The 21,101-nt window shown below is 39.0% G+C and carries 23 protein-coding genes; 3 read left to right on the top strand and 20 right to left on the bottom strand.

Annotation, left to right across the window (positions count from 1 at the left end):
- Window positions 1-83: 83 nt before the first annotated feature.
- Together FS802_RS20855 and FS802_RS20850 are read left to right on the top strand one after the other, a co-directional pair.
- A complete protein-coding gene (locus tag FS802_RS20855) occupies window positions 84-470 on the top strand; it encodes a DoxX family protein (protein ID WP_000968694.1) in 387 nt (128 codons plus the stop codon).
- Between the two features lie 159 nt (window positions 471-629).
- Window positions 630-1,241: a flavin reductase family protein gene (locus FS802_RS20850; protein ID WP_073517195.1), complete on the top strand. Its 612-nt coding sequence runs from the start codon at window positions 630-632 to the stop codon at window positions 1,239-1,241.
- Window positions 1,242-1,432: 191 nt separating this feature from the next.
- On the opposite strand, the gene FS802_RS20845 is transcribed toward FS802_RS20850, so the two are convergent.
- The 15 genes from FS802_RS20845 to spo0F all read right to left on the bottom strand — a co-directional run bounded on the left by FS802_RS20845 (window position 1,433) and on the right by spo0F (window position 14,749).
- Window positions 1,433-1,711, bottom strand: a complete 279-nt coding sequence (locus FS802_RS20845) for a DUF3935 domain-containing protein (RefSeq protein WP_000197467.1) — start codon at window positions 1,709-1,711, stop codon at window positions 1,433-1,435.
- An 81-nt stretch (window positions 1,712-1,792) separates the two neighbouring features.
- On the bottom strand, window positions 1,793-1,924 hold the full coding sequence (locus FS802_RS31720; RefSeq protein WP_001037631.1) for a hypothetical protein: 132 nt from the start codon (window positions 1,922-1,924) through the stop codon (window positions 1,793-1,795).
- A 19-nt stretch (window positions 1,925-1,943) separates the two neighbouring features.
- Window positions 1,944-2,492 (bottom strand): manganese efflux pump MntP, encoded by a 549-nt coding sequence (locus FS802_RS20840; protein ID WP_000142487.1) that lies wholly within the window; start codon window positions 2,490-2,492, stop codon window positions 1,944-1,946.
- Between the two features lie 74 nt (window positions 2,493-2,566).
- Window positions 2,567-3,610, bottom strand: coding sequence for an L-threonylcarbamoyladenylate synthase (locus FS802_RS20835; protein WP_000557340.1), 1,044 nt, complete (start codon window positions 3,608-3,610; stop codon window positions 2,567-2,569).
- Window positions 3,611-3,718: 108 nt separating this feature from the next.
- Complete coding sequence (locus FS802_RS20830) at window positions 3,719-4,177, bottom strand: GNAT family N-acetyltransferase (RefSeq protein ID WP_000758431.1); 459 nt, start codon at window positions 4,175-4,177, stop codon at window positions 3,719-3,721.
- Between the two features lie 49 nt (window positions 4,178-4,226).
- Complete coding sequence (gene spoIIR / locus FS802_RS20825) at window positions 4,227-5,090, bottom strand: stage II sporulation protein R (RefSeq protein ID WP_144525430.1); 864 nt, start codon at window positions 5,088-5,090, stop codon at window positions 4,227-4,229.
- Between the two features lie 112 nt (window positions 5,091-5,202).
- On the bottom strand, window positions 5,203-6,054 hold the full coding sequence (gene prmC / locus FS802_RS20820) for a peptide chain release factor N(5)-glutamine methyltransferase (RefSeq protein WP_001267020.1): 852 nt from the start codon (window positions 6,052-6,054) through the stop codon (window positions 5,203-5,205).
- Window positions 6,054-7,121, bottom strand: coding sequence for a peptide chain release factor 1 (gene prfA / locus FS802_RS20815; RefSeq protein ID WP_002096180.1), 1,068 nt, complete (start codon window positions 7,119-7,121; stop codon window positions 6,054-6,056). The genes prmC and prfA overlap by 1 nt, the downstream gene beginning before the upstream one ends.
- A gap of 436 nt (window positions 7,122-7,557) precedes the next feature.
- Entirely contained in the window at window positions 7,558-8,142 is a 585-nt protein-coding gene (locus tag FS802_RS20810; protein WP_000281086.1) for a thymidine kinase, read from the bottom strand.
- A gap of 110 nt (window positions 8,143-8,252) precedes the next feature.
- Window positions 8,253-8,498, bottom strand: coding sequence for a type B 50S ribosomal protein L31 (locus FS802_RS20805; RefSeq protein WP_000643447.1), 246 nt, complete (start codon window positions 8,496-8,498; stop codon window positions 8,253-8,255).
- A gap of 565 nt (window positions 8,499-9,063) precedes the next feature.
- Entirely contained in the window at window positions 9,064-10,335 is a 1,272-nt protein-coding gene (gene rho, locus FS802_RS20800; RefSeq protein ID WP_001053898.1) for a transcription termination factor Rho, read from the bottom strand.
- Window positions 10,336-10,607: 272 nt separating this feature from the next.
- The gene (gene glpX / locus FS802_RS20795) at window positions 10,608-11,573 is read right to left on the bottom strand and encodes a class II fructose-bisphosphatase (protein WP_000442336.1); all 966 of its coding nucleotides are present in this window, start codon (window positions 11,571-11,573) and stop codon (window positions 10,608-10,610) included.
- Window positions 11,574-11,689: 116 nt separating this feature from the next.
- Window positions 11,690-12,979, bottom strand: coding sequence for a UDP-N-acetylglucosamine 1-carboxyvinyltransferase (murA, locus tag FS802_RS20790; RefSeq protein ID WP_000413265.1), 1,290 nt, complete (start codon window positions 12,977-12,979; stop codon window positions 11,690-11,692).
- 332 nt (window positions 12,980-13,311) lie between these two features.
- Window positions 13,312-14,169, bottom strand: a complete 858-nt coding sequence (locus tag FS802_RS20785; RefSeq protein WP_001131858.1) for a class II fructose-bisphosphate aldolase — start codon at window positions 14,167-14,169, stop codon at window positions 13,312-13,314.
- 211 nt (window positions 14,170-14,380) lie between these two features.
- Complete coding sequence (spo0F, locus tag FS802_RS20780) at window positions 14,381-14,749, bottom strand: sporulation initiation phosphotransferase Spo0F (protein WP_000398593.1); 369 nt, start codon at window positions 14,747-14,749, stop codon at window positions 14,381-14,383.
- 202 nt (window positions 14,750-14,951) lie between these two features.
- Between spo0F and FS802_RS20775 the strand changes: the two genes are divergently transcribed.
- Window positions 14,952-15,476, top strand: a complete 525-nt coding sequence (locus FS802_RS20775) for a DUF2529 domain-containing protein (protein ID WP_000912407.1) — start codon at window positions 14,952-14,954, stop codon at window positions 15,474-15,476.
- Between the two features lie 30 nt (window positions 15,477-15,506).
- Here FS802_RS20775 and pyrG read toward each other — a convergent pair whose 3' ends face one another.
- From pyrG to FS802_RS20750, 5 genes are all read right to left on the bottom strand, one after another.
- A complete protein-coding gene (gene pyrG, locus FS802_RS20770; RefSeq protein ID WP_000170450.1) occupies window positions 15,507-17,114 on the bottom strand; it encodes a CTP synthase in 1,608 nt (535 codons plus the stop codon).
- 257 nt (window positions 17,115-17,371) lie between these two features.
- Window positions 17,372-17,896: a DNA-directed RNA polymerase subunit delta gene (gene rpoE / locus FS802_RS20765; protein WP_088060230.1), complete on the bottom strand. Its 525-nt coding sequence runs from the start codon at window positions 17,894-17,896 to the stop codon at window positions 17,372-17,374.
- Between the two features lie 154 nt (window positions 17,897-18,050).
- Window positions 18,051-18,680 carry a TetR/AcrR family transcriptional regulator gene (locus FS802_RS20760; protein WP_000238598.1) on the bottom strand — a complete coding sequence of 210 codons (630 nt, stop codon included), beginning with the start codon at window positions 18,678-18,680 and terminating at the stop codon, window positions 18,051-18,053.
- 66 nt (window positions 18,681-18,746) lie between these two features.
- Window positions 18,747-19,886: an acyl-CoA dehydrogenase AcdA gene (gene acdA, locus FS802_RS20755; RefSeq protein WP_098655144.1), complete on the bottom strand. Its 1,140-nt coding sequence runs from the start codon at window positions 19,884-19,886 to the stop codon at window positions 18,747-18,749.
- 21 nt (window positions 19,887-19,907) lie between these two features.
- Complete coding sequence (locus FS802_RS20750; protein WP_144525428.1) at window positions 19,908-21,038, bottom strand: acyl-CoA dehydrogenase; 1,131 nt, start codon at window positions 21,036-21,038, stop codon at window positions 19,908-19,910.
- Window positions 21,039-21,101: the final 63 nt, after the last annotated feature.

Genomic DNA, 21,101 nt, shown 5'->3' with positions numbered 1-21,101 from the left:
TCGAAACACACTTGACTAAAGTAAGTAACTATTTTATTATTACTTACATAAGATAAGTTAATAACTTTTAGGAGGTTTTTGAAATGATGGATATCGGTCTTCTTATTATTCGTCTTATTATAGGTATTACATTCATGGGTCATGGTGCTCAAAAATTATTTGGTTGGTTCGGCGGTTACGGTTTAAAAGGAACAGGCGGCTGGATGGAGTCAATCGGTTTACGTCCTGGTGTATTCATGGCATTTATGGCTGGCGCAACTGAATTATTAGGTGGCTTCTTATTCGCATCAGGTATTTTCACTGCAATTGGTTCACTATTTATCGTTGGAACAATGTTAATGGCAATCTTCACTGTTCACGGAAAAAATGGTTACTGGGTAACACAAAACGGATATGAATACAATTTAATGTTAATCGCTGTTGCGATTGGTGTAGCTTTAATCGGACCTGGCGCATACGTTTTATTATAATTTTTATCTTGAATTCGAGATTATTTAGACAGAACTTACTTCATTGTGATTGAAGTAAGTTCTTTTCATGTAATAAAAATATTATTTTCAGCAGGAGTTTCCCACTAACATCTTGTAAACAAACAATAAGTCGTCATATTTAGAAAGGGGATTTCAATCATGTTATCCATTAATCCAAACGAACAAACAGAAAAAGAGAATTACAAATTATTAACGGGAAGTATCATTCCACGCCCTGTCGCATTCGTTACTTCTGTCACAAAAGACGGCGTATTAAACGGAGCACCGTATAGCTATTTCAATATTGTCGCTGCTAATCCACCACTTATCTCAGTTTCTGTACAACGAAAAGCAGGAACACCGAAAGACACTTCCCGAAACGCAATTGAAAAAGGTGAGTTTGTCGTACATATTTCTGATGAATCTTACGTAGAAGCAATTAACGAAACAGCGGCTAACCTCCCGCCAAATGAGAGCGAAATTGAACTAGCAAAACTAACACCAATTGAAAGTGATGTCATCTCCGTTCCAGGTGTAAAAGAAGCAAATATCCGAATGGAGTGCGTACTAGAACGTGCAATCCCTCTTGGCGGAACAGAAGACTCACCAGCTTGCGATCTACTAATCGGACGCGTCGTTCGTTTCCACGTCGCAGAACACCTATACGAAAACGGCCGCATTCATGCAGAAGGACTAAAACCAGTAAGCCGCCTAGCAGGACACAACTACGCAAAACTAGGAGAACAATTTGAATTGGTGAGGCCAATTTAAAGGCAGAGGCGGCTCGTTCAGAATCGCAGGGCATTGGATCTCTCGACCTTGAAGCGCTTTTTGCCTCGTAGGAAGACGCGAAGCCACCGGAGATTCTAGCCGCTGGAGCTGGATATATTTTAAAGCGAATATAACTCAATTACTTCCATCACTCAAACATAAAATCCCCCGCTATTTAGCAGGGGATTTTATCATTGTAATTCTTCCTTTTTTTCCTCTAAAGTAGGTACTTTTTCTTTTTTTGGTTTCCCAAGCTTAATTACTAAGAAATATAGGGAAAGCAATGTAATAAGAAAAACAATTATAAACGGATACGGAGAATAAAAGGCACGCGCTGCCTCCGTTTTTCCCGCAACAAACTTCAATGACTCAATATCTAAAAACTCAGCAAACATTTGTACACCGAGCATACTAAACCAAAAAACAAAAAAACTAATAATAATACCAAAAACTTGTTTCAATCTCGTCATTCATCTCATCCTTTCTATATGTGTAATTTTTTAGCGCAATCAGTATAGTATAAATAAAACTATGCACAGAAAGGAGCTATCTTACCATTCGCGAATTAACTTCATCCAACCTAAAATTGAAATTTGCAAAATAATACCCCAAATAACAAGCAGTCGCAACCATCTAGGAAAGAAAGTTACAAATCGAATATACCATTCCAATAGCTTGTTCATAACGCCCTCCTCCTTAAAATTATATAGGAAAAAGGAGATATAATCCAAATCCAACTAAAATGATACCGCCTACTATCTCGCCATATGTGCCGAGCATATCTTTCGCATGCCTACCAATTAATAAACCAAGCCACGCTAATAACATACTAACAAATCCAAAAAGTAATATCGTAATAAGTGTCTGCGCCCCGTAAATACCAAGACTAAGGCCTACTGAAAAACTATCTATACTAACACCAAATGCAAATACGAATAAACTAATTCCAATAGGGGCCGTTCTAGTCTCTTCATTCTCCAAAATAGATGAATATACAATATAAAATCCTAGTCCAATTAATAAAATAGCACCTGCAAAATGTGCAACATCTCCATACTGCTCTGATAAAAAACGACCTAATACCATCCCTATAAATGGCATGATAATATGAAATATCCCTATCGTCATACCGATATACAGGATTTGTCTTACTTTTAAGGTCATCATTCCCATACCAAGGCTCACCGAGAACGCATCCATCCCTAGGGCGAATGCCATAATTGTTAAAGGTATTAGCTGTTCAAACGTCATTCATGTCCCTCCTCGGACGTGCTACTTCAAAATATGCTTATCCGAGGAGAAATATTCGGTTTGCTAATCGTACCTTATGATTCAGTAATAACCTGATGTCCTGCCGCCTTCGTTAAGCGATTCATAATGGCATTCCCTATTCCTTCATTCGGGAATGATTCACTAAAAATAACATCCACTTCACTTGCATCAAACGTTCTAAGCACATCATATAATTTAGTCGCAACGCTAGCTAAATCACTTCGAACACCACAAGATAATACAACATCCGCACTATATACATGCTGATACTCTTCTGTCGTTAATACACCTACTTTGAACCCTTCTTCTTTCTTCTCATCCACAAGGCGTTGAATAAATTCACGTGAACCTTCCACAATACTCAGTGGCGCTTTCGGTGCATAATGTGTATATTTCATTCCAGGTGATTTCGGTTTTTCCTTCTCGTCCTTTAAAGCCGGATCTAAAGAAACAGTACCGATTACCGCTTCCAATTGTTCTTTCGTAATCCCACCTGGGCGTAATATCGTTGGAACAGCGCTCGTACAATCAATTACAGTCGATTCAACACCTACTCCTGTTGCACCACCATCTACAATACCTGCAATTTTCTCATTTAAATCTTCATATACGTGAGAAGCTAGTGTCGGACTTGGGCGCCCAGAACGATTCGCACTCGGTGCTGCAACAGGTACATTTGCCTCTTCAATAAGAGCAAGCGCTACTGGATGATCAGGCATTCTTACTCCAACCGTATTAAGTCCTGCCGTCACCTTCTCTGAAATGCCTTCTTTTCTAGGTAAAATAATTGTTAACGGGCCTGGCCAAAAATGCTCCATTAACTTCTCTGCAACTGGCGGGATTTCTTTCACAATCCCATCTAACTGTGATTTTGTACCGATGTGGACAATAAGTGGATTATCACTCGGTCTTCCTTTCGCTTCAAAAATTTTCGCGATTGCTTCATCATTCATCGCGTTTGCGCCTAGTCCATATACCGTTTCTGTAGGGAAGGCAATCGCCTCGTTTTCCCTTAATAATTTTGCTGCTTCTTGTAACTGTGGATAATATTTTTTTCTTTCCACAACATTATCCACAACCCACATATTTGTATGCATTTTTTCCCACGTCCTTTTCTACCCTGAAATACTTGTCTATTTTTAGTTTACTATGAGATTTATCCAAAAGACAAACAAGGTTTATCCACAAAATGTGGATAAACCTAATTAATCCGTGGATAACTTTGTGAATAGCTGACAATTTAGTATTATTGCATTTGGCTCTTTTATATTTTTACAAAAATGTTCTAACTGTCGAATTCCCTCTGGTACGTTTTCTTTCTCTATAGTAACAAAGTCAAAAAACTGAAAGATTGTTATAGATTGTGGATGATTTGTTAGTAAGTACAATTGTCGAATATTTTTTTCTTTCATATACTGCAAAAACATTTCAAAAAAATATAAGAAAGTCTGTTTATCCACATTAGGTGTGAATAAACAAGAACGAATCAGTGCGTGTTCTTCACTTTGTTCATATCCGATAACAGCCCGTATTTCTTCCGCCTCTTCCAAAATCATAAATTGCGCGTACAACTCATTTATTTTATCATCTTTTTTATTAGCTTGTCCGAAAAAAGAATGCAATCTTTCCACATCTGCTTTCGTAGCAAAATATACTTTCTTCATAGTAAATCCCTCCTCTTTTTTATATATGAGAAGGTACCTACTAATAGTACTATTTAGAGAATAAAGATGTAAAAGCTTCTACAATAAATAACTTAACTTCTGGCTTTTCTTCTTCCTCCTCTACTTTTACATACTCATTTTGTTTTTCTTGCTTTTGTTCCACAGGTTTCCCCACTTTGTCCACAGTTTTTGTTTCTTCTTTACTTACAGGTTGTTCTTCTACTTTCGTTTCATTTTTTACTATTTTCTTTTCAGAAGCTGTTACTTTTTTTGCGACTTCCTGCTTTACAACTTTCGTTTCTTTCACTTTACCCTCTTTCTTCTCTGGTACATCCACTACTTCCTCATCTTGCTCCTTAACTTCCCCCTCTTCAGGAGATTCAGCCTTCACAACATGTTCTTCCTTCCTTACAGCTGTACCACTTGAAAAATCTAAGAAACACATCGGTGGAAATAATACACACCACCAGTTTGCCCCTTCACCTTCCCCAATTGTAATCAATACCGCCTCATATTCCCCTGCTGGATAAATAAAATTCCCATATACCTTTGTAGGAAACTTTACATTCTTACTAAATTTCACTTGAAATGAATCTTTACTTCCTTCCTTTTTCAACGTATTTGCCACTGTTTTTTCGATTTCTGGAATATGACTTTGAATGACTTTACGTGCCTCTTCAAAAGAAGTTAAATCCGCTACCCATCCATCAATTTGTGCTTTTACTTCATCACGCACTTTGCGCTTTAACGCCTGATCTTTATCTGAATCACTATTTGCTAAAATTCGTAATCGAACGGCCTCTTTCGGAATAACTGAAGGCCCTTTCGCATCAGCTTTCATATATCCAAACTGCACAAGCAACTGTGCACCAATTAATAATAGAAGAAGATAAGCAATAACTTGTTTTTTCATTTCCTCCACCGTCCCTTCTACAAACAGTGTGGACAGACTTTCATCTTTCTAAACTATTAAATTCAAAATCTATATAAATTTTTCCACAAAAAAATAGAGTAAGGTGTGAACCTTACTCCATCTCTGCAAATACCATACGATCTTTTCCATTAATATCAAAAACAACCTCAACATGAGCATGTGGAAAAGCTTGTTGTAACAACCCTTTTACATCCTCACCTTGCCCTACTCCAATTTCAAATGCCACAATTGCTTTCTTCTGCAACACATTCGGCAACTCTTCCATAAAACGGCGATAGAAATCTAATCCGTCTTCACCGCCAACAAGTGCTCTCTTTGGCTCATGCTCTTTCACCACAGGAGAAAGGCCACGCCAATCCTCTTCCGGTATATATGGGGGGTTTGAAACAACAACATCTAACTTTTGACCTGTTTTATAAAATGGTGACAATAAATCACCATGATAGAATGTTACTTCAGCGCCCAAAGTTTTTGCATTTTCTTTTGCAACTTCAATCGACTCTTGTGCAATATCTACCGTATACACATGAAGATTTTTATTTTCTAAAGCAAGCGTAATAGAAATCGCTCCACTACCTGTACCGATGTCCGCCACATGCAGTTTCTCATCACCGAAATGACGCTCGATTCTTTCTAACACTCCCACTATAAGCTCTTCTGTTTCCGGTCTTGGTATTAATACTTCTTCATTCACAAAGAACGACCGTCCATAAAACATTTCATAACCAATCATATATTGAATAGGAATACCTTCTACATGCTTGTGAATAAACTCCGTAAAACTTGTTTCTTGTTCCACAGTTATTTCTTCACGCATATTCATGAGCATTCCGGTTCTGTTCGTCTTTAATACATGACAAAGGACAAATTCTCCCGCATTTTCATCTCGTCCATTTTCCTGTAAAAAAGAAGAAGCCCATTTCAGGGCTTCATAGACACGCATTACTCAGCTGCCTCCATCTTTTGAGCCTGATCTTCCATCACTAAGGCATTGATGAAATCATCTAACTTACCTTGTAAGATTTGATCTAGCTTTTGAATCGTTAAACCGATTCGATGGTCTGTAACACGGTTTTGCGGGAAATTATACGTACGAATACGCTCTGAACGATCACCCGTACCAACAGCTTGTTTACGGTTTTGATCATACTCAGCTTGCGCTTCTTGTCTAAACTTATCATAAACACGTGCGCGTAATACTTTCATCGCTTTTTCTTTATTCTTGATTTGTGATTTCTCATCCTGACACGATACAACTACACCAGTCGGTAAATGCGTTAAACGTACTGCTGACATCGTTGTATTAACACTTTGTCCACCAGGACCACTAGAAGCAAACGTATCAACACGAACATCTTTTTCATGAATACTAATTTCTACTTCTTCTGCCTCTGGTAATACAGCTACAGTTGCTGTAGATGTATGAATACGTCCACCAGATTCCGTTTCAGGAACACGTTGTACACGGTGAGCACCATTCTCGAATTTTAGCTTCGCGAAAGCACCTTTACCGTTAATCATAAAGATAATCTCTTTATATCCACCTAACTCTGTATAGCTCGCTTCGATAATTTCAGTTTTCCAACCTTGTACCTCAGCATAACGGCTATACATACGATATAAATCACCAGCAAATAAAGCCGCCTCGTCACCACCAGCAGCACCACGAACCTCAACGATAACGTTTTTATCATCATTAGGGTCTTTTGGCACAAGTAAAATTTTCAGACGCTCTGACAATTCTTTATCTTGTCCTTCTAATTCAGAAACCTCTTCTTTTACCATGTCACGCATATCAGCGTCTAACTTATCTTCTAACATTGCTTTTGCATCTCTTAATTGCTCACGAACATCTTTATACTCACGGTACACCTCTACCGTTTCCTGCATATCAGATTGTTCCTTTGAATACTCACGAAGCTTATTCGTATCGCTAATAACCTCTGGGTCACTTAACAATTCATTTAACTTCTCATAACGATCTTCTACAGCTTGCAAACGATCTAACACACCATTCACCTCTACATCCTAGTATCTAATACAAATAGTATATGGTACTTAATCAAAAAAACGCAAATTATATTTAAAAGCGTAAGCGGCTCGCTCAGAATCGCAGGACATTGGAACTCTCGACCTTGAAGCGCTCTTTGCTTCGAGCAAGAGAGTGAAATGGCCGGAGATTCTAGCCGCTGAAGCTAGATAATATTTAAAAGCGTAAGCGGCTTGCTCAGAATGGGAGGAGGTTGGAGCTTCTGACAGAAAGGCGCTCTTTGCCTCGCAGGAAGAAGCGAAACCACCGACCATTCTAGCCGCTGGAGCTAGATAATATTTAAAAGCGCAAGCGGCTTGGTCAGCTCTGACTGCTAAAGTTCTTAGCTGTACGAAGAGCCGGCCACCAATCTTCATTTATTTTCGAAAAAAACCCGCTCTACATAGCGAGTTTCATTTATCTTTGTTTTGTAGGTACTGCATGACAATGACGACAACGTGGTTCATACGATTCCGAAGCCCCAACTAAAATAATTGGATCATCAAATGCCGCTGGTTCTCCATCGATTAAACGTTGCGTACGACTTGCAGGAGATCCGCATGCAGAACAAACTGCCTGCAACTTAGTTACATGTTCAGCAATCGCCATCAGCTGAGGAACTTGTCCAAATGGTAGACCACGGAAATCTTGGTCTAATCCAGCTACAATGACACGATAGCCACGATTTGCCAATACTTGCACCACTTCCACAATGTCCCCATCAAAAAATTGTACCTCATCGATTGCAATAACATCCATTTCTTCTGTTACATGGTTAAATATATCTTTTGAAGCTGAAACAGGAACTGCTTTAACCTTTAATCCATTATGTGATACAACATCTTCTTCACTATAACGATTATCAATACATGGTTTAAATACAATTGCATGTTGTTTCGCAAATTGCGTACGGCGTATACGGCGGATGAGCTCTTCTGATTTTCCAGAAAACATACTCCCGCAAATCACTTCAATCCAACCATTTTGATTCATTAAGTACATTGAGCTCTCCTTTCATCTACTTTCCTAATCCAAAGTAGGGTAAAGGTTTAATATTTTTGCAAAAAAAACAGACAAGCGAATACATACACTTGCCTGTTTTATGTTCTTTATTACTTGATACCGTATTTCTTATTGAAGCGGTCAACACGTCCGTCTGCAGTAGCAAACTTCTGACGTCCAGTGTAGAATGGGTGAGAATCAGAACTGATCTCAATTTTTAGTAATGGATAAGTGTTACCATCTTCCCACTCAACAGTTTCGCTAGAGCCTTTAGTAGACCCGCTTAAGAATTTGAAGCCTGTGTTCGTGTCCATAAATACAACTTTATTGTAATTTGGATGGATTCCTGCTTTCATTCTTTTCATCTCCTTCCGCCCTGAATCATTTTCGAAACAGAGTTTTTCATCTTCAGCTGCTTACACAACTATATTGATGAAACACATATGATGAAATTATAACAAGGCTAACTCTATTTTGCAACTACCTGTTTTTGTCTTTTTAAAATTTAAAAGCGCAAGCGGCTCGTTCAGAATCGCAGGACATTGGAGCTCTCGACCAAGAAGCGCTTTTTGCTTCGACCGAGAGAGCGAAATGGCCGGAGATTCTAGCCGCTGGAGCTGGATTGAGTAAAAAGCGCAAGCGGCTCGCTCAGAACGGGAGGGGGATGGAGCTTCTGACGTAGAGGCGCTTTTTGCCTCGTAGGAAGAAGTGAAGCCACCGACCATTCTAGCCGCTGGAGTTGGATATAATTAAAAGCGCAAGCGGCTCGTTTAGAATCCAGGACACTTCAAACTCTCGACCCAAATATAATTTTCATCTCAAAAAATAAAATTTTTCCCATATATTACTCTCTCTAATATTCCCTTAAAAAACATAAAAAACTCGCTTACCACAAAATAAGCGAGTCCCAATCGTTTCCCTTTACTTAGTTGTTACATATCTTTTTGAGTCTGCAACAATGTTTTGTAAAAACTCTTCATTTGTCTTTGTTTGACGAAGTTTACGTAAGAAACCTTCGACAAAGTCTGGTGTATCACGCATTGTTTTACGAATACCCCATAGCTTGTCTAAATGCTCTTTCGGAATTAATAGATCTTCTTTACGTGTACCAGAACGGCGAATATCAATTGCCGGGAAGATACGACGCTCAGCTAATGAACGATCTAAGTGAAGTTCCATATTTCCAGTTCCTTTAAATTCTTCGTAAATTACATCGTCCATACGAGATCCTGTATCAACAAGCGCTGTTGCTAAAATCGTTAAGCTACCGCCTTCTTCAATATTACGTGCAGCTCCAAAGAAACGCTTCGGTCTATGGAAGGCAGCTGGGTCGATACCACCCGATAATGTTCTACCACTTGGCGGAATAACAAGGTTGTAAGCTCGCGCTAAACGGGTAATACTATCCATTAAAATGATAACATCTTTTTTGTGCTCTACAAGACGCATTGCACGTTCTAACACAAGTTCCGCTACTTTAATATGATTTTCTGGCACTTCATCAAAAGTAGAGCTTACAACATCTCCTTTAACAGAACGTTCGATGTCTGTTACTTCCTCTGGACGCTCATCAATTAAAAGTACAATTAATTCAGCTTCCGGGTGATTTGTTGTAACACTGTGTGCGATTTCTTTTAATAGACTTGTTTTACCAGCCTTTGGAGGCGCGACAATTAAACCACGTTGTCCAAATCCAACTGGTGCGATTAAATCCATGATGCGTGTCGGTAACTTTTTCGGTTCCGTTTCCAATTTCATTTGGCGATCTGGGTATAATGGTGTTAATGCAGGGAAATGCACACGCTCTTTTGCTGACTCTGGATCATCTCCGTTTACAGCTTCAACTTGTAATAATCCAAAATAGCGTTCATTTTCTTTCGGAGGTCGTACTTTACCAGAAACCTTGTCTCCATTACGTAAATCGAAACGACGAATTTGCGAAGCTGAGATATAAATATCTTCTGAGCTTGGAGAATAGTTGATAGGACGTAGGAATCCAAATCCTTCTGATTGAATAATTTCTAATACGCCTTCCATGAAGAAGAAACCTTCTTTTTCTGCTCGAGCTTTTAGGATAGCGAAGATTAACTCTTTTTTCGTTAATTTGCTATAATACGAAATCTTAAATTCTTTCGCAAGCTCGTATAACTCTTTTAATTTCATGTTTTCTAATGCTGCAATTGACAAATTCATTCAGACACCACACTTTAACGTTATTCTCTTTTCACATGGGTAAAGGGAAAAAATACGGAAGGCAAATAATTAATAATGAAAGGCAATAAGTTCAAGTAGGGTAATATTCACTATTGTAACCCTTTTATCTAGTTTTAATCAATACGTTGAAACACAAATACAAGAAGCGAAGACAAGAAAATTTGTCTTCGCTTTTATTTAACCTAGTTCCAGTAGCTAGAATGGTCAGGAGCTACAATGCCCTGCGATTCTGAACGAGCCGCTTCCACTTTTTATTTAATAACCAAGTTTGGTTTTTTATTCAAGCTATGACGTCCGTCTACGAAGCGTACTGTGCCTGATTTTGCACGCATAACAAGGGATTGTGTTGTTCCTACGCTACCTTTAAATTGAACGCCGCGTAATAGTTCTCCGTCTGTTACGCCTGTTGCCGCAAAGATTGCATCGTCACCTTTTACTAAGTCTTCCATGCGAAGGATACGATTTATATCTTCAATACCCATTTTTTTACAACGAGCTAATTCAGCTTCATTTTGAGGCAGAAGCTTTCCGTGGATTTCTCCACCTAAACATTTTAATGCAACTGCTGCTAATACACCCTCAGGTGCTCCACCAGAGCCGAATAAAATATCTACACCTGTGCGATCGAATGCAGTGTTAATTGCTCCAGCTACATCTCCATCGTTAATTAATTTAATACGAGCACCAGCTTTACGAATTTCTTCGATAATCGCTTGATGACGTGGACGGTTTAAAACTGTCGCTACAACATCTTCAATATCTTTATTTTTCGCTTTCGCAACCGCACGTAAGTTATCGATAATAGGCGCATCAATATCGACCGCCCCAACCGCTTCTGGGCCAACCGCGATTTTATCCATGTACATGTCAGGAGCATGTAACAAATTACCATGATCTGCAATTGCAATAACAGCAAGAGCATTCCATCCACCAGCTGCTACGATGTTTGTCCCTTCTAAAGGATCAACTGCAACGTCTACACGTGGTCCATATCCTGTACCTAATTTCTCTCCGATATACAGCATTGGTGCTTCGTCCATCTCACCTTCACCAATTACAACTGTACCTTTCATCGGGATTGTATCAAATACATCACGCATAGCTGATGTTGCTGCACCGTCTGCCTCATCCTTTTTCCCGCGCCCCATCCAACGCGCTGATGATAATGCTGCAGCCTCTGTTACACGTACTAACTCCATAGATAAACTTCTTTCCACGATAATCCCTCTCCTTTAAGCCTTTATATTTCTGCCGTATTTTGTGAACCGTGTTTCTCTACAAAGTATACTTCCGCAAGTAGTGATGCTTCGCTTCCCCCTTGCGGAAGTATCACTTATGCGTTCTTCATCTCTTCAATTTCTTGGCTTGTCATTTGTTCTCGCCAAATGTTTGCGCCAAGACCTTTAAGCTTGTCTACTATATTTTCATAACCTCGATCAATATGCTCAAGTCCGGTTACTTCTGTAATTCCATCCGCCATTAACCCTGCAATAACAAGAGCCGCTCCAGCTCGCAAATCACTCGCTTTCACTTTTGCACCTTGCAATAAAACAGGACCAGTTACAATTGCCGAACGACCTTCCACTTTAATTTGTGCATTCATACGACGTAATTCATCGATGTGTTTAAAGCGTGCGCCGTAAATCGTATCCGTTACAACACCCGTTCCGTGCGCCTTTGTTAAAAGCGTCGTAAATGGTTGTTGTAAATCTGTTGGGAATCCTGGATATACAAGCGTTTTTATATCAACTACTTTTAACCTTCTATTACCGTTCACTGTAATTTGGTCATCGTTCGTTTCAACTTGGACACCAGCTTCTCTTAACTTCGCTGTAACTGACTCTAAATGCTGAGGAATCACATTATCAACCGTTACTTCTCCTCCTGATGCAGCTCCTAAAATCATATACGTACCCGCTTCAATACGATCCGGAATGATCGTATGGTGACAACCGTGCAGTGAATCCACACCATCAATTCGGATTACATCTGTGCCAGCACCTTTAATGCGTGCACCCATGCTTGTTAACAATGTAGCTACATCAATAATCTCTGGTTCTTTCGCTGCGTTTTCAATAACAGTTCTACCTTTCGCTCGCACAGCTGCTAGCATAATATTAATCGTAGCTCCTACACTAACAACATCTAAATAAATACGTGCACCGCGCAATTCATCTGCTCTTAAATAAATCGCACCCTGTTCATTCGTAACATGTGCACCTAACGCTTCAAACCCTTTAATATGCTGATCAATCGGCCTCGGTCCTAAATGACATCCACCTGGAAGCCCAATAACAGCTTTTTTAAAACGGCCAAGCATCGCACCCATTAAATAATAAGAAGCACGCAATTTTTTCACTTTTCCATTCGGTAAAGGCATTGCAACCATGTTAGAAGGATCGACTACCATCTCTTCCTCCTGTCCATAAGTTACTCTTCCCCCAATTTCCTCTAGCAAGTCTCCTAACATTTTCACGTCCGAAATATTAGGGACACCACCAATAGTTACTGGAGTATCTGCTAAAATTGTCGCTGGAATTAGTGCAACGGCGCTGTTCTTTGCACCACTCACTCGAATTGTTCCATTTAAAGCTCTTCCGCCTTCAATTAGCAATTTTTCCATATTGAGCTCCCTTCTTGTGAATGTATTTACTTTCTATATTTTTATAGAAAGCTCCCCTTAAGAATCTCAATCACTCTTTCCACCCTAAAACTCAATAAATAGGAAACCATTATCTTCATTTCTCCCGTAGTACGAATAGATAAAGATTAACTATTCATCGAATTTACTTTATCAATTTAGATACATTATCACATTTATTAATAGGACTATGCACATTATTTTCTATTTCAAAAACAAAATGATAAAAATCTTTAGACTTGTTCACGCTTTCATTATACAACGAAAGGAAACCGTCTAAAAGACTAGACGGTTTCCAAAACGGAATTTTATTCTTACGCTTTACCGTTAGAACCGAATTCACGCATTTTACCAGCAACAGTTGCTTTAATAGCGTCGCGGCCAGGTCCAATATATTTACGAGGATCGTAAACTTCTTGGTCTTTGCTTAATGCTTCACGAACAGCTTTTGTAAACTCAATTTGGTTCTCAGTGTTTACGTTAATTTTTGAAGTACCTAAAGAAATAGCTTTTACGATATCAGCAGTTGGGATACCAGTACCACCGTGTAATACTAAAGGTACGCCAGTGAAGTCACGAACTTGTTCCATTTCAGCGAATCCTAAGTTAGGCTCACCTTTGTAAGGACCGTGTACAGAACCTAAAGCTGGAGCTAGGCAATCGATACCTGTTGCTTCAACAAGGTGCTTACACTCTGCTGGATCAGCGTAAATTACGCCTTCAGCGATGATGTCGTCTTCTTGTCCGCCAACTGTTCCAAGCTCAGCTTCAACAGATACGTTACGAGCGTGTGCGTATTCTACTACTTTTTTAGTAGTTTCAACGTTTTCTTCGAATGGGTGGTGAGAAGCGTCGATCATTACAGATGTGAAACCTGCATCGATTGCTTCTTTACATTTTTCGAAGCTTGAACCATGGTCAAGGTGAATCGCTACAGGAACAGTGATGTTCATTTCTTCGATTAAAGCTTTAACCATAGCTACAACTGTTTTGAAACCAGTCATATGACGAGCTGCACCCTCAGATACACCTAGGATTACAGGAGACTTTTCTTCTTCCGCAGCAGCTAAGATAGCTTGAGTCCACTCTAAGTTGTTCATGTTGAATTGACCAACTGCGTATTTTCCTTCTAGTGCTGTGTTTAGCATTTCTTTCATAGAAACTAAAGGCATGGTGAATCCTCCTAAAAAACGTTTTTTGTATCCGATAAGTTCTTATCGCTGGTAGTATGACCAGAATAAGGTAAAATATGTATATTTACATACCGGACTTTTTTCTACACTCAATAGGATAACAACTTGTACTCAAAAACTCAACCGTATTCACCTGCTCAATAGTCCATGTAAACGCTTTTTTCCATATTTTTTATAAAAAATTCATTTTTTACGCCTCTACAGCAAGCTGTTCTCTCACCGCTTGACGAATCTCATCAATATCAAACGGTTTAGCAAAGTGCATTAAAGCTCCTAAATCTTTCGCTTCTTGGATCATATCAAGCTCTCCATAAGCAGTCATTAAAATTACTTTAATACTCTCATCAATTTCCTTTACATGTTTTAAAATCTCTATACCATCCATACCTGGAATTTTCATATCTAACACTACTAAATCTGGATTATCTTTTTTCACGATATCTAAAGCTTGAAATCCATTCGCTGCTTGGAATGTCTGATAACCTTCTTTTTGGAACACTTCATGTAATAACACACGAATGCCATATTGATCATCAACGATTAAAATTTTACCTTCCATAACTCCCAACCTTTCTGTGTAAATACAAGATTTAAAGCTTCTTATATCTTAACGATTAATTTTCGCTATTCTTTGGCAAATCCCTTCCTATTCTTTCTTATTTTACCGTTTCCTATTTTGTTATGCTACCCTTCGATTTCACCTTTCTAAAAAAATAAACTATAATGAAAGCCGGTAAACACGTACGAAAGGGAGTAACATTATGTTAAAAATTTTTTCAACTCAATTAAGTGGTTATTTCTCCAGAGTTTCTCAAAAAGAAGAAATGAATATAGAAGATAGCGCCCGTCTACTTGCTCAAGCATTAGTTGGCGACGGTTTCATTTATTTACATGGTACAAATGAAATGGAGGGCGTTGTTGCTGAAGCATTATTCGGTGCTGAGCCAATGAAGCAAGCAAAACGATTATTTAAAAATGGTAAAGAAGTAGAAGTAACTTCTGCAGACCGTGTACTTCTTATTAGCCGTTTTTCAACAGATGAAGAAGTTGTAGCAATGGCAAAAAAACTTCAAGCTGATGGACACTCTATTGTCGGCATCTCTGCTATTCAAGAAGGTACTGAATCACTAGAACAATATACAGATGTACATATTGATACTAAGCTGTTAAAAGGCCTTATTCCAGACGATGAAGGCAATCGCTACGGATTCCCAAGTTTAATGATAGCTTTATTTGCATATCATGGGATCAAATTTACAATCGATGAAATGTTAAATGAATATTAAAAAAAGCGCCCTATTTCAGGCGCTTTTTTTTTACTTGCTCTCTTTATTCGTAATAGAAGCACTTACGAAGTCATGGAACAATGGTTGTGGACGGTTTGGACGAGATACAAGTTCTGGATGGAACTGTGCTGCCACGAACCAAGGGTGGTCTTTTAATTCAATGATTTCAACTAGACGACCGTCTGGGCTTGTACCAGAGAATACAAATCCTGCTTTTTCCATATCCGGACGGAATTGATTGTTGAACTCATAACGATGACGATGACGCTCATATACAACCGGCTCGTTGTAAGCATTGTAAGCATTTGTTTCTTCAGCAAGCTTACATGGGTATAGACCAAGACGAAGTGTGCCACCTAAGTCTTCTACATCTTTTTGTTCTGGTAATAAGTCAATGATTGCATAAGGTGTGTCAGGATTAATTTCAGAAGAGTTAGCTCCTTCTAATCCTAATACGTTACGTGCGAATTCGATTGATGCAAGTTGCATACCTAGGCAAATTCCTAAGAATGGAACTTTGTTTTCACGAGCATATTGAATTGCAACGATTTTACCTTCTACACCACGATCGCCGAATCCACCAGGTACAAGGATACCATCTGTGTCACCAACTAATTCTTGTACGTTCTCTGGTGTTACGTGCTCAGCGTTTACCCATTTCACTTCTACATCTGTGTCGAATGAATAACCCGCATGACGAAGTGCTTCTACAACAGAAATGTATGCATCTTGAAGCTCTACGTATTTACCAACAAGAGCGATTTTTGTTTTCTTAGAAAGGTTACGTACTTTATTAACTAGCGCAGTCCACTCTGTCATATCTGCAGCTGGATTGTCTAATTTCAAGTGATCGCAAACGATTTGGTCCATATTTTGCTCTTGAAGAGATAATGGAACCGCATATAAAGTATCTGCATCGCGTGCTTCGATAACTGCTTTTGTATCAATGTCACAGAATAATGCAAGCTTGTCTTTCATATCTTGAGAAACAGGCAATTCTGTACGAACAACGATAATATTTGGTTGAATACCTAAGCTGCGAAGCTCTTTAACGCTATGTTGCGTTGGTTTTGTTTTCATTTCACCCGCTGCTTTTAAGTACGGGATTAACGTACAGTGAATGTACATTACATTGTCACGACCAATGTCGCTCTTAATTTGACGGATTGCTTCTAAGAATGGTAGAGACTCGATGTCACCAACAGTTCCACCAATTTCTGTAATAACAACGTCCGCGTTTGTTTCGCGACCAGAACGGTATACACGCTCTTTAATTTCGTTAGTAATGTGAGGAATAACTTGAACTGTTCCTCCTAGGTATTCACCACGACGCTCTTTTTGAAGAACTGAAGAGTAAATTTTACCTGTTGTTACGTTGCTGTATTTGTTTAAGTTGATGTCGATGAAACGTTCATAGTGACCAAGGTCTAAATCAGTTTCTGCACCATCATCTGTTACGAATACCTCACCGTGTTGGTATGGGCTCATAGTCCCTGGGTCTACGTTAATGTATGGATCAAACTTTTGAATAGTTACGTTTAAACCACGATTTTTTAAAAGTCTTCCAAGAGATGCTGCTGTAATACCTTTTCCTAAAGACGATACTACACCGCCTGTTACAAAAATATACTTAGTCATGAAAAAGCTCCCTCCTATTTTGCTGTTATATAATCACCGTTGCAAAGCGCAACGTATGTAGATAACACTGTATCCATCTTATTGTTAGACTCTTTTTATTTTCTAAACAAAAAACAAAAAAGAAAATTGCTCCCCTCATCACATAAAGTAATAAGTAGGGAGCAATTTTCTTTTATATTTACACTTTAAAAGTATTATCGTCCTTTTTTAAAGAGCCCAAAAATGATTCTACATGGACGATAATGAAAAGTCAAGAACTACAGTTCTTCCTCTTCTTCTTCTTCAGTTTCATCGTACTCAAGTTCTTCTTCGGCGAAGTCATCTTCATCATCTTCATCTAAATCATCAAGATCATCGTCATCTCCGTCTTCTTCTTCAAGAACCTTGTCCAAATCTTCTACCTCTTCTTCATTTGCGTCTGCATCTTCGAAGTCTTCATCTTCTTCGATGTAGTCGTCAAAACCGTCCTCTTCAACTTTACGTTTCTTCTTCGGTTTTGGCTGAGGTAAGATTTCTTCATCAATTTGCTCATATGGGTACCAGCTACGTAGTCCCCAACGATTTTCTCCTAAATTAATGAAACGTCCATCGATGTTTAAATCTGTATAAAATTGTGCGAGTTTCGCATTAACTTGCTCTTGAGATAGTCCCAGCACTTGAGCGATTTCTCGAACCAACTCGTTGAATGTCGTTGCTTGTCTTTTATCCCCTAAAACGCTATGTACAACTTCAATCATTGAACATTCTTTTAGCTCTTCTGGTGAATATTGCTTAAAATTCACTTATGCGGCACTTCCTTTCTTCAAATATAACCTTATATATAACGGTCTGCTTAAAAAAATCCATACTATTCATTATAAACAAAAGTCGCACAAATATGCTACAAAAAAAACGGGAAACTTTAATATGGTAATAAAATTATAATTTGTCTATTCCTTATTTCGGAAACATATGCGCTCCTTGCAGTACATACCTAATTTGCATTTCTGTATATTCTTCAAGCGTATACAGTTTTTGCAGGGCCCAACGTCTAAACCCCCACATTTGTCCTTGTATGAAAATGTTATGTGCAAGAAGCTGTATCTCTTTTTTATTTAATGTAAATGTCCCATTTTCTGTACACTGCTCTAAAATATTCTCAAACATCCCGACCATTTGAAACTCTTTTTCTAATACATATGGGAGTGATTCTTTCGGTAAAAAACGTACCTCTTGATACATAATTAATACTTCTTCTTGCAATTCATCCATCACTTTAAAATAATTCGTTATCGCTATCTTTAAGCTTTCTATACTTCCCTTCTCTGTACACACTACTTCCTCTAATCTTTCTTTTACATGTTCATAAATACTATCACAAACTAAATATAAAACATCATCTTTTGTACGAATGTACTCATAAAGTGTTCCAATACTAAACCCAGCCGCCTTCGCAATCTCTCTCGTTGTTGTACGTGGGAACCCTTTTTGCTTAAACAATTGCACCGCACCTTTAATCATTTGTTCACGTCTTAACGCAACTAATTTTTCATCTTTCACGGACGCATGTACATTATGTTTAACCATCCCCTTCACCTCTCTCTATTATTTTTTGGAAGGAAAAAGCGTAGGAAAATACCTACGCTTTCATTCCTACTTCGTTAACATACGAGAAATTACAAGCCTTTGAATCTCTTGTGTTCCCTCATATATTTGTGTGATCTTTGCATCGCGCATATAACGCTCTACTGGATAATCTTTCGTATAACCGTAACCACCAAATACTTGTACCGCTTCAGTCGTCACCTTCATCGCTGTATCGCCTGCAAATACTTTTGACATCGCTGACTCTTTCCCATACGGAAGCCCTTCCGATTCAAGCCAAGCCGCTTGGTATGTTAGAAGACGCGCCGCCTCCACATCCGTTGCCATATCTGCAAGTTTAAAGCCAATTCCTTGCTGCGCCGCAATTGGTTTCCCAAACTGATGACGCTCTCTTGCATATTCTACAGAAGCATCTAAAGCCCCTTGCGCAATACCGACTGCTTGCGCGGCAATACCGTTACGGCCGCCATCTAATGTTTGCATCGCAACTTTAAATCCTTGGCCCTCTTCCCCGAGTAAGTTCTCTACAGGAATACGGCAATCTTCGAACATAATTTCAGTTGTTGGTGAAGAGCGAATCCCTAACTTGCTTTCCTTCTTCCCAACTGAAAATCCTGGTGTATCACTTTCCACAATAAACGCGCTCGTACCACGCTGCTTCGATTCGGGATCAGTTAACGCAAAAACAACATAAATATCAGCAATACCACCATTTGTAATAAAGATTTTCGATCCATTTAAAATGTAATGGTCTCCATCTCGTTTCGCAGTTGTCCTCATTCCGCCAGCATCTGAACCAGAACTTGGCTCCGTTAAACCGTATGCGCCAATTTTCGTTCCTTCTGCCATCGGTCGTAAAAACTTTTGCTTTTGTTCTTCCGTTCCAAACTTAAAAATTGGCCAACCAGCAAGTGAAGTGTGTGCAGACAGCGTTACACCTGTTGAAGCACAAACACGAGATAATTCTTCGATAGCAATTACATACGCTAAGTAATCGCTTCCAATTCCGCCGTATTCTTCAGGCCACGGAATGCCGGTTAAACCAAGCTCTGCCATTTGATTAAATAGTGCTCGATCAAATCTCTCTTCTTCATCACGCTCAGCTGCCGTCGGTGCTACTTCGTTCTTAGCAAAATCCCGAACCATTTTTCTTATCATTTCATGTTCTTCTGATAGTTTAAAATGCATTCCCGTCTCCCCCTTGTCCTTTTATAAAGCTCGACTAATAACAAGTTTCTGTATCTCACTCGTTCCTTCATATATTTGCGTGATTTTCGCATCACGGAAAAATCGTTCTACTGGATAGTCTTTCGTATAACCGTAACCGCCAAATACTTGCACCGCTTCAATCGCAACTTCAACAGCCGTCTTAGAAGCGAATAATTTCGCAATAGAAGCTTCTTTACCGCATGGTAATCCTTGCGCTCTTAGCGATGCCGCTCTATATACAAGTAATCGCGCTGCTTCTACGCTAGTCGCCATATCTGCAAGTTTGAATCCGATTCCTTGCTGCGCCGCAATTGGCTTGCCGAATTGCTCACGCTCTTTCGCATAATCAATCGCACATGCTAGCGCCGCTTCCGCGATTCCTAATGCCTGCGCTCCGATTCCAATTCGTCCAACATCTAAATTCGCCATTGCCACCTTAAATCCTTGTCCTTCTTCACCAAGTAAATTCTCGCCCGGCACTTTCATATCTTCAAACGTAAGTTGTACCGTGCGAGAACCAAGAAGTCCCATTTTATGCTCATCTTTGCCGATAATTAAGCCCGGTGTATCTTTCTCTACTATAAATGCAGAAATCCCACTTTTTCCTGCCTCTGGATTTGTAGAAGCGAATACAATGTATGTACTTGCTTCACCGCCATTTGTAATAAATACTTTCGATCCATTAATAATGTAGTGATCGCCTTTCTTTACAGCTCTTGATTTCAAATTCCCTGCATCTGATCCTGCATTTGGTTCTGTTAATGCAAATGCACCTAAATATTCACCAGTCGCAAGTTTAGAAACATATTTCTGCTTCTGTTCTTCTGTTCCAAAATATAAAATCGGATTCATTCCAACTGACGTATGTACAGCTAAAATTACACCAACCGTTGCACTTACCTTTGAAATTTCCTCAATTGCTAAAATGTAAGAAATAAAATCCATTTCTGCCCCGCCATATTTTGCAGGCGCTGGAATACCCATTAGTCCAAGCTCACCCATCTTCTGCAAAATCTCTTTTGGGAACACCCCTTGTTCCATACTAGGAACAAAGGGAGCTATTTCCTTCTGCGCAAAATCTCGAACCATTTTCCTCATCATTTGTTGCTCTTCAGTAAAATGAAAATTCATGTACTCCGCCTCCGTTTGCTATATATCTTTTTAATAATTTGGTAAGACCACTATTTTAATAAA

Origin of the sequence: Bacillus sp. DE0042 (genome assembly GCF_007680225.1) — a bacterium.
Taxonomy (GTDB): Bacteria; Bacillota; Bacilli; order Bacillales; family Bacillaceae_G; genus Bacillus_A; species Bacillus_A wiedmannii.
The sequence above is the reverse complement of the archived record's forward strand: the minus strand, read 5'-3'. Positions and strand labels throughout refer to the sequence as shown.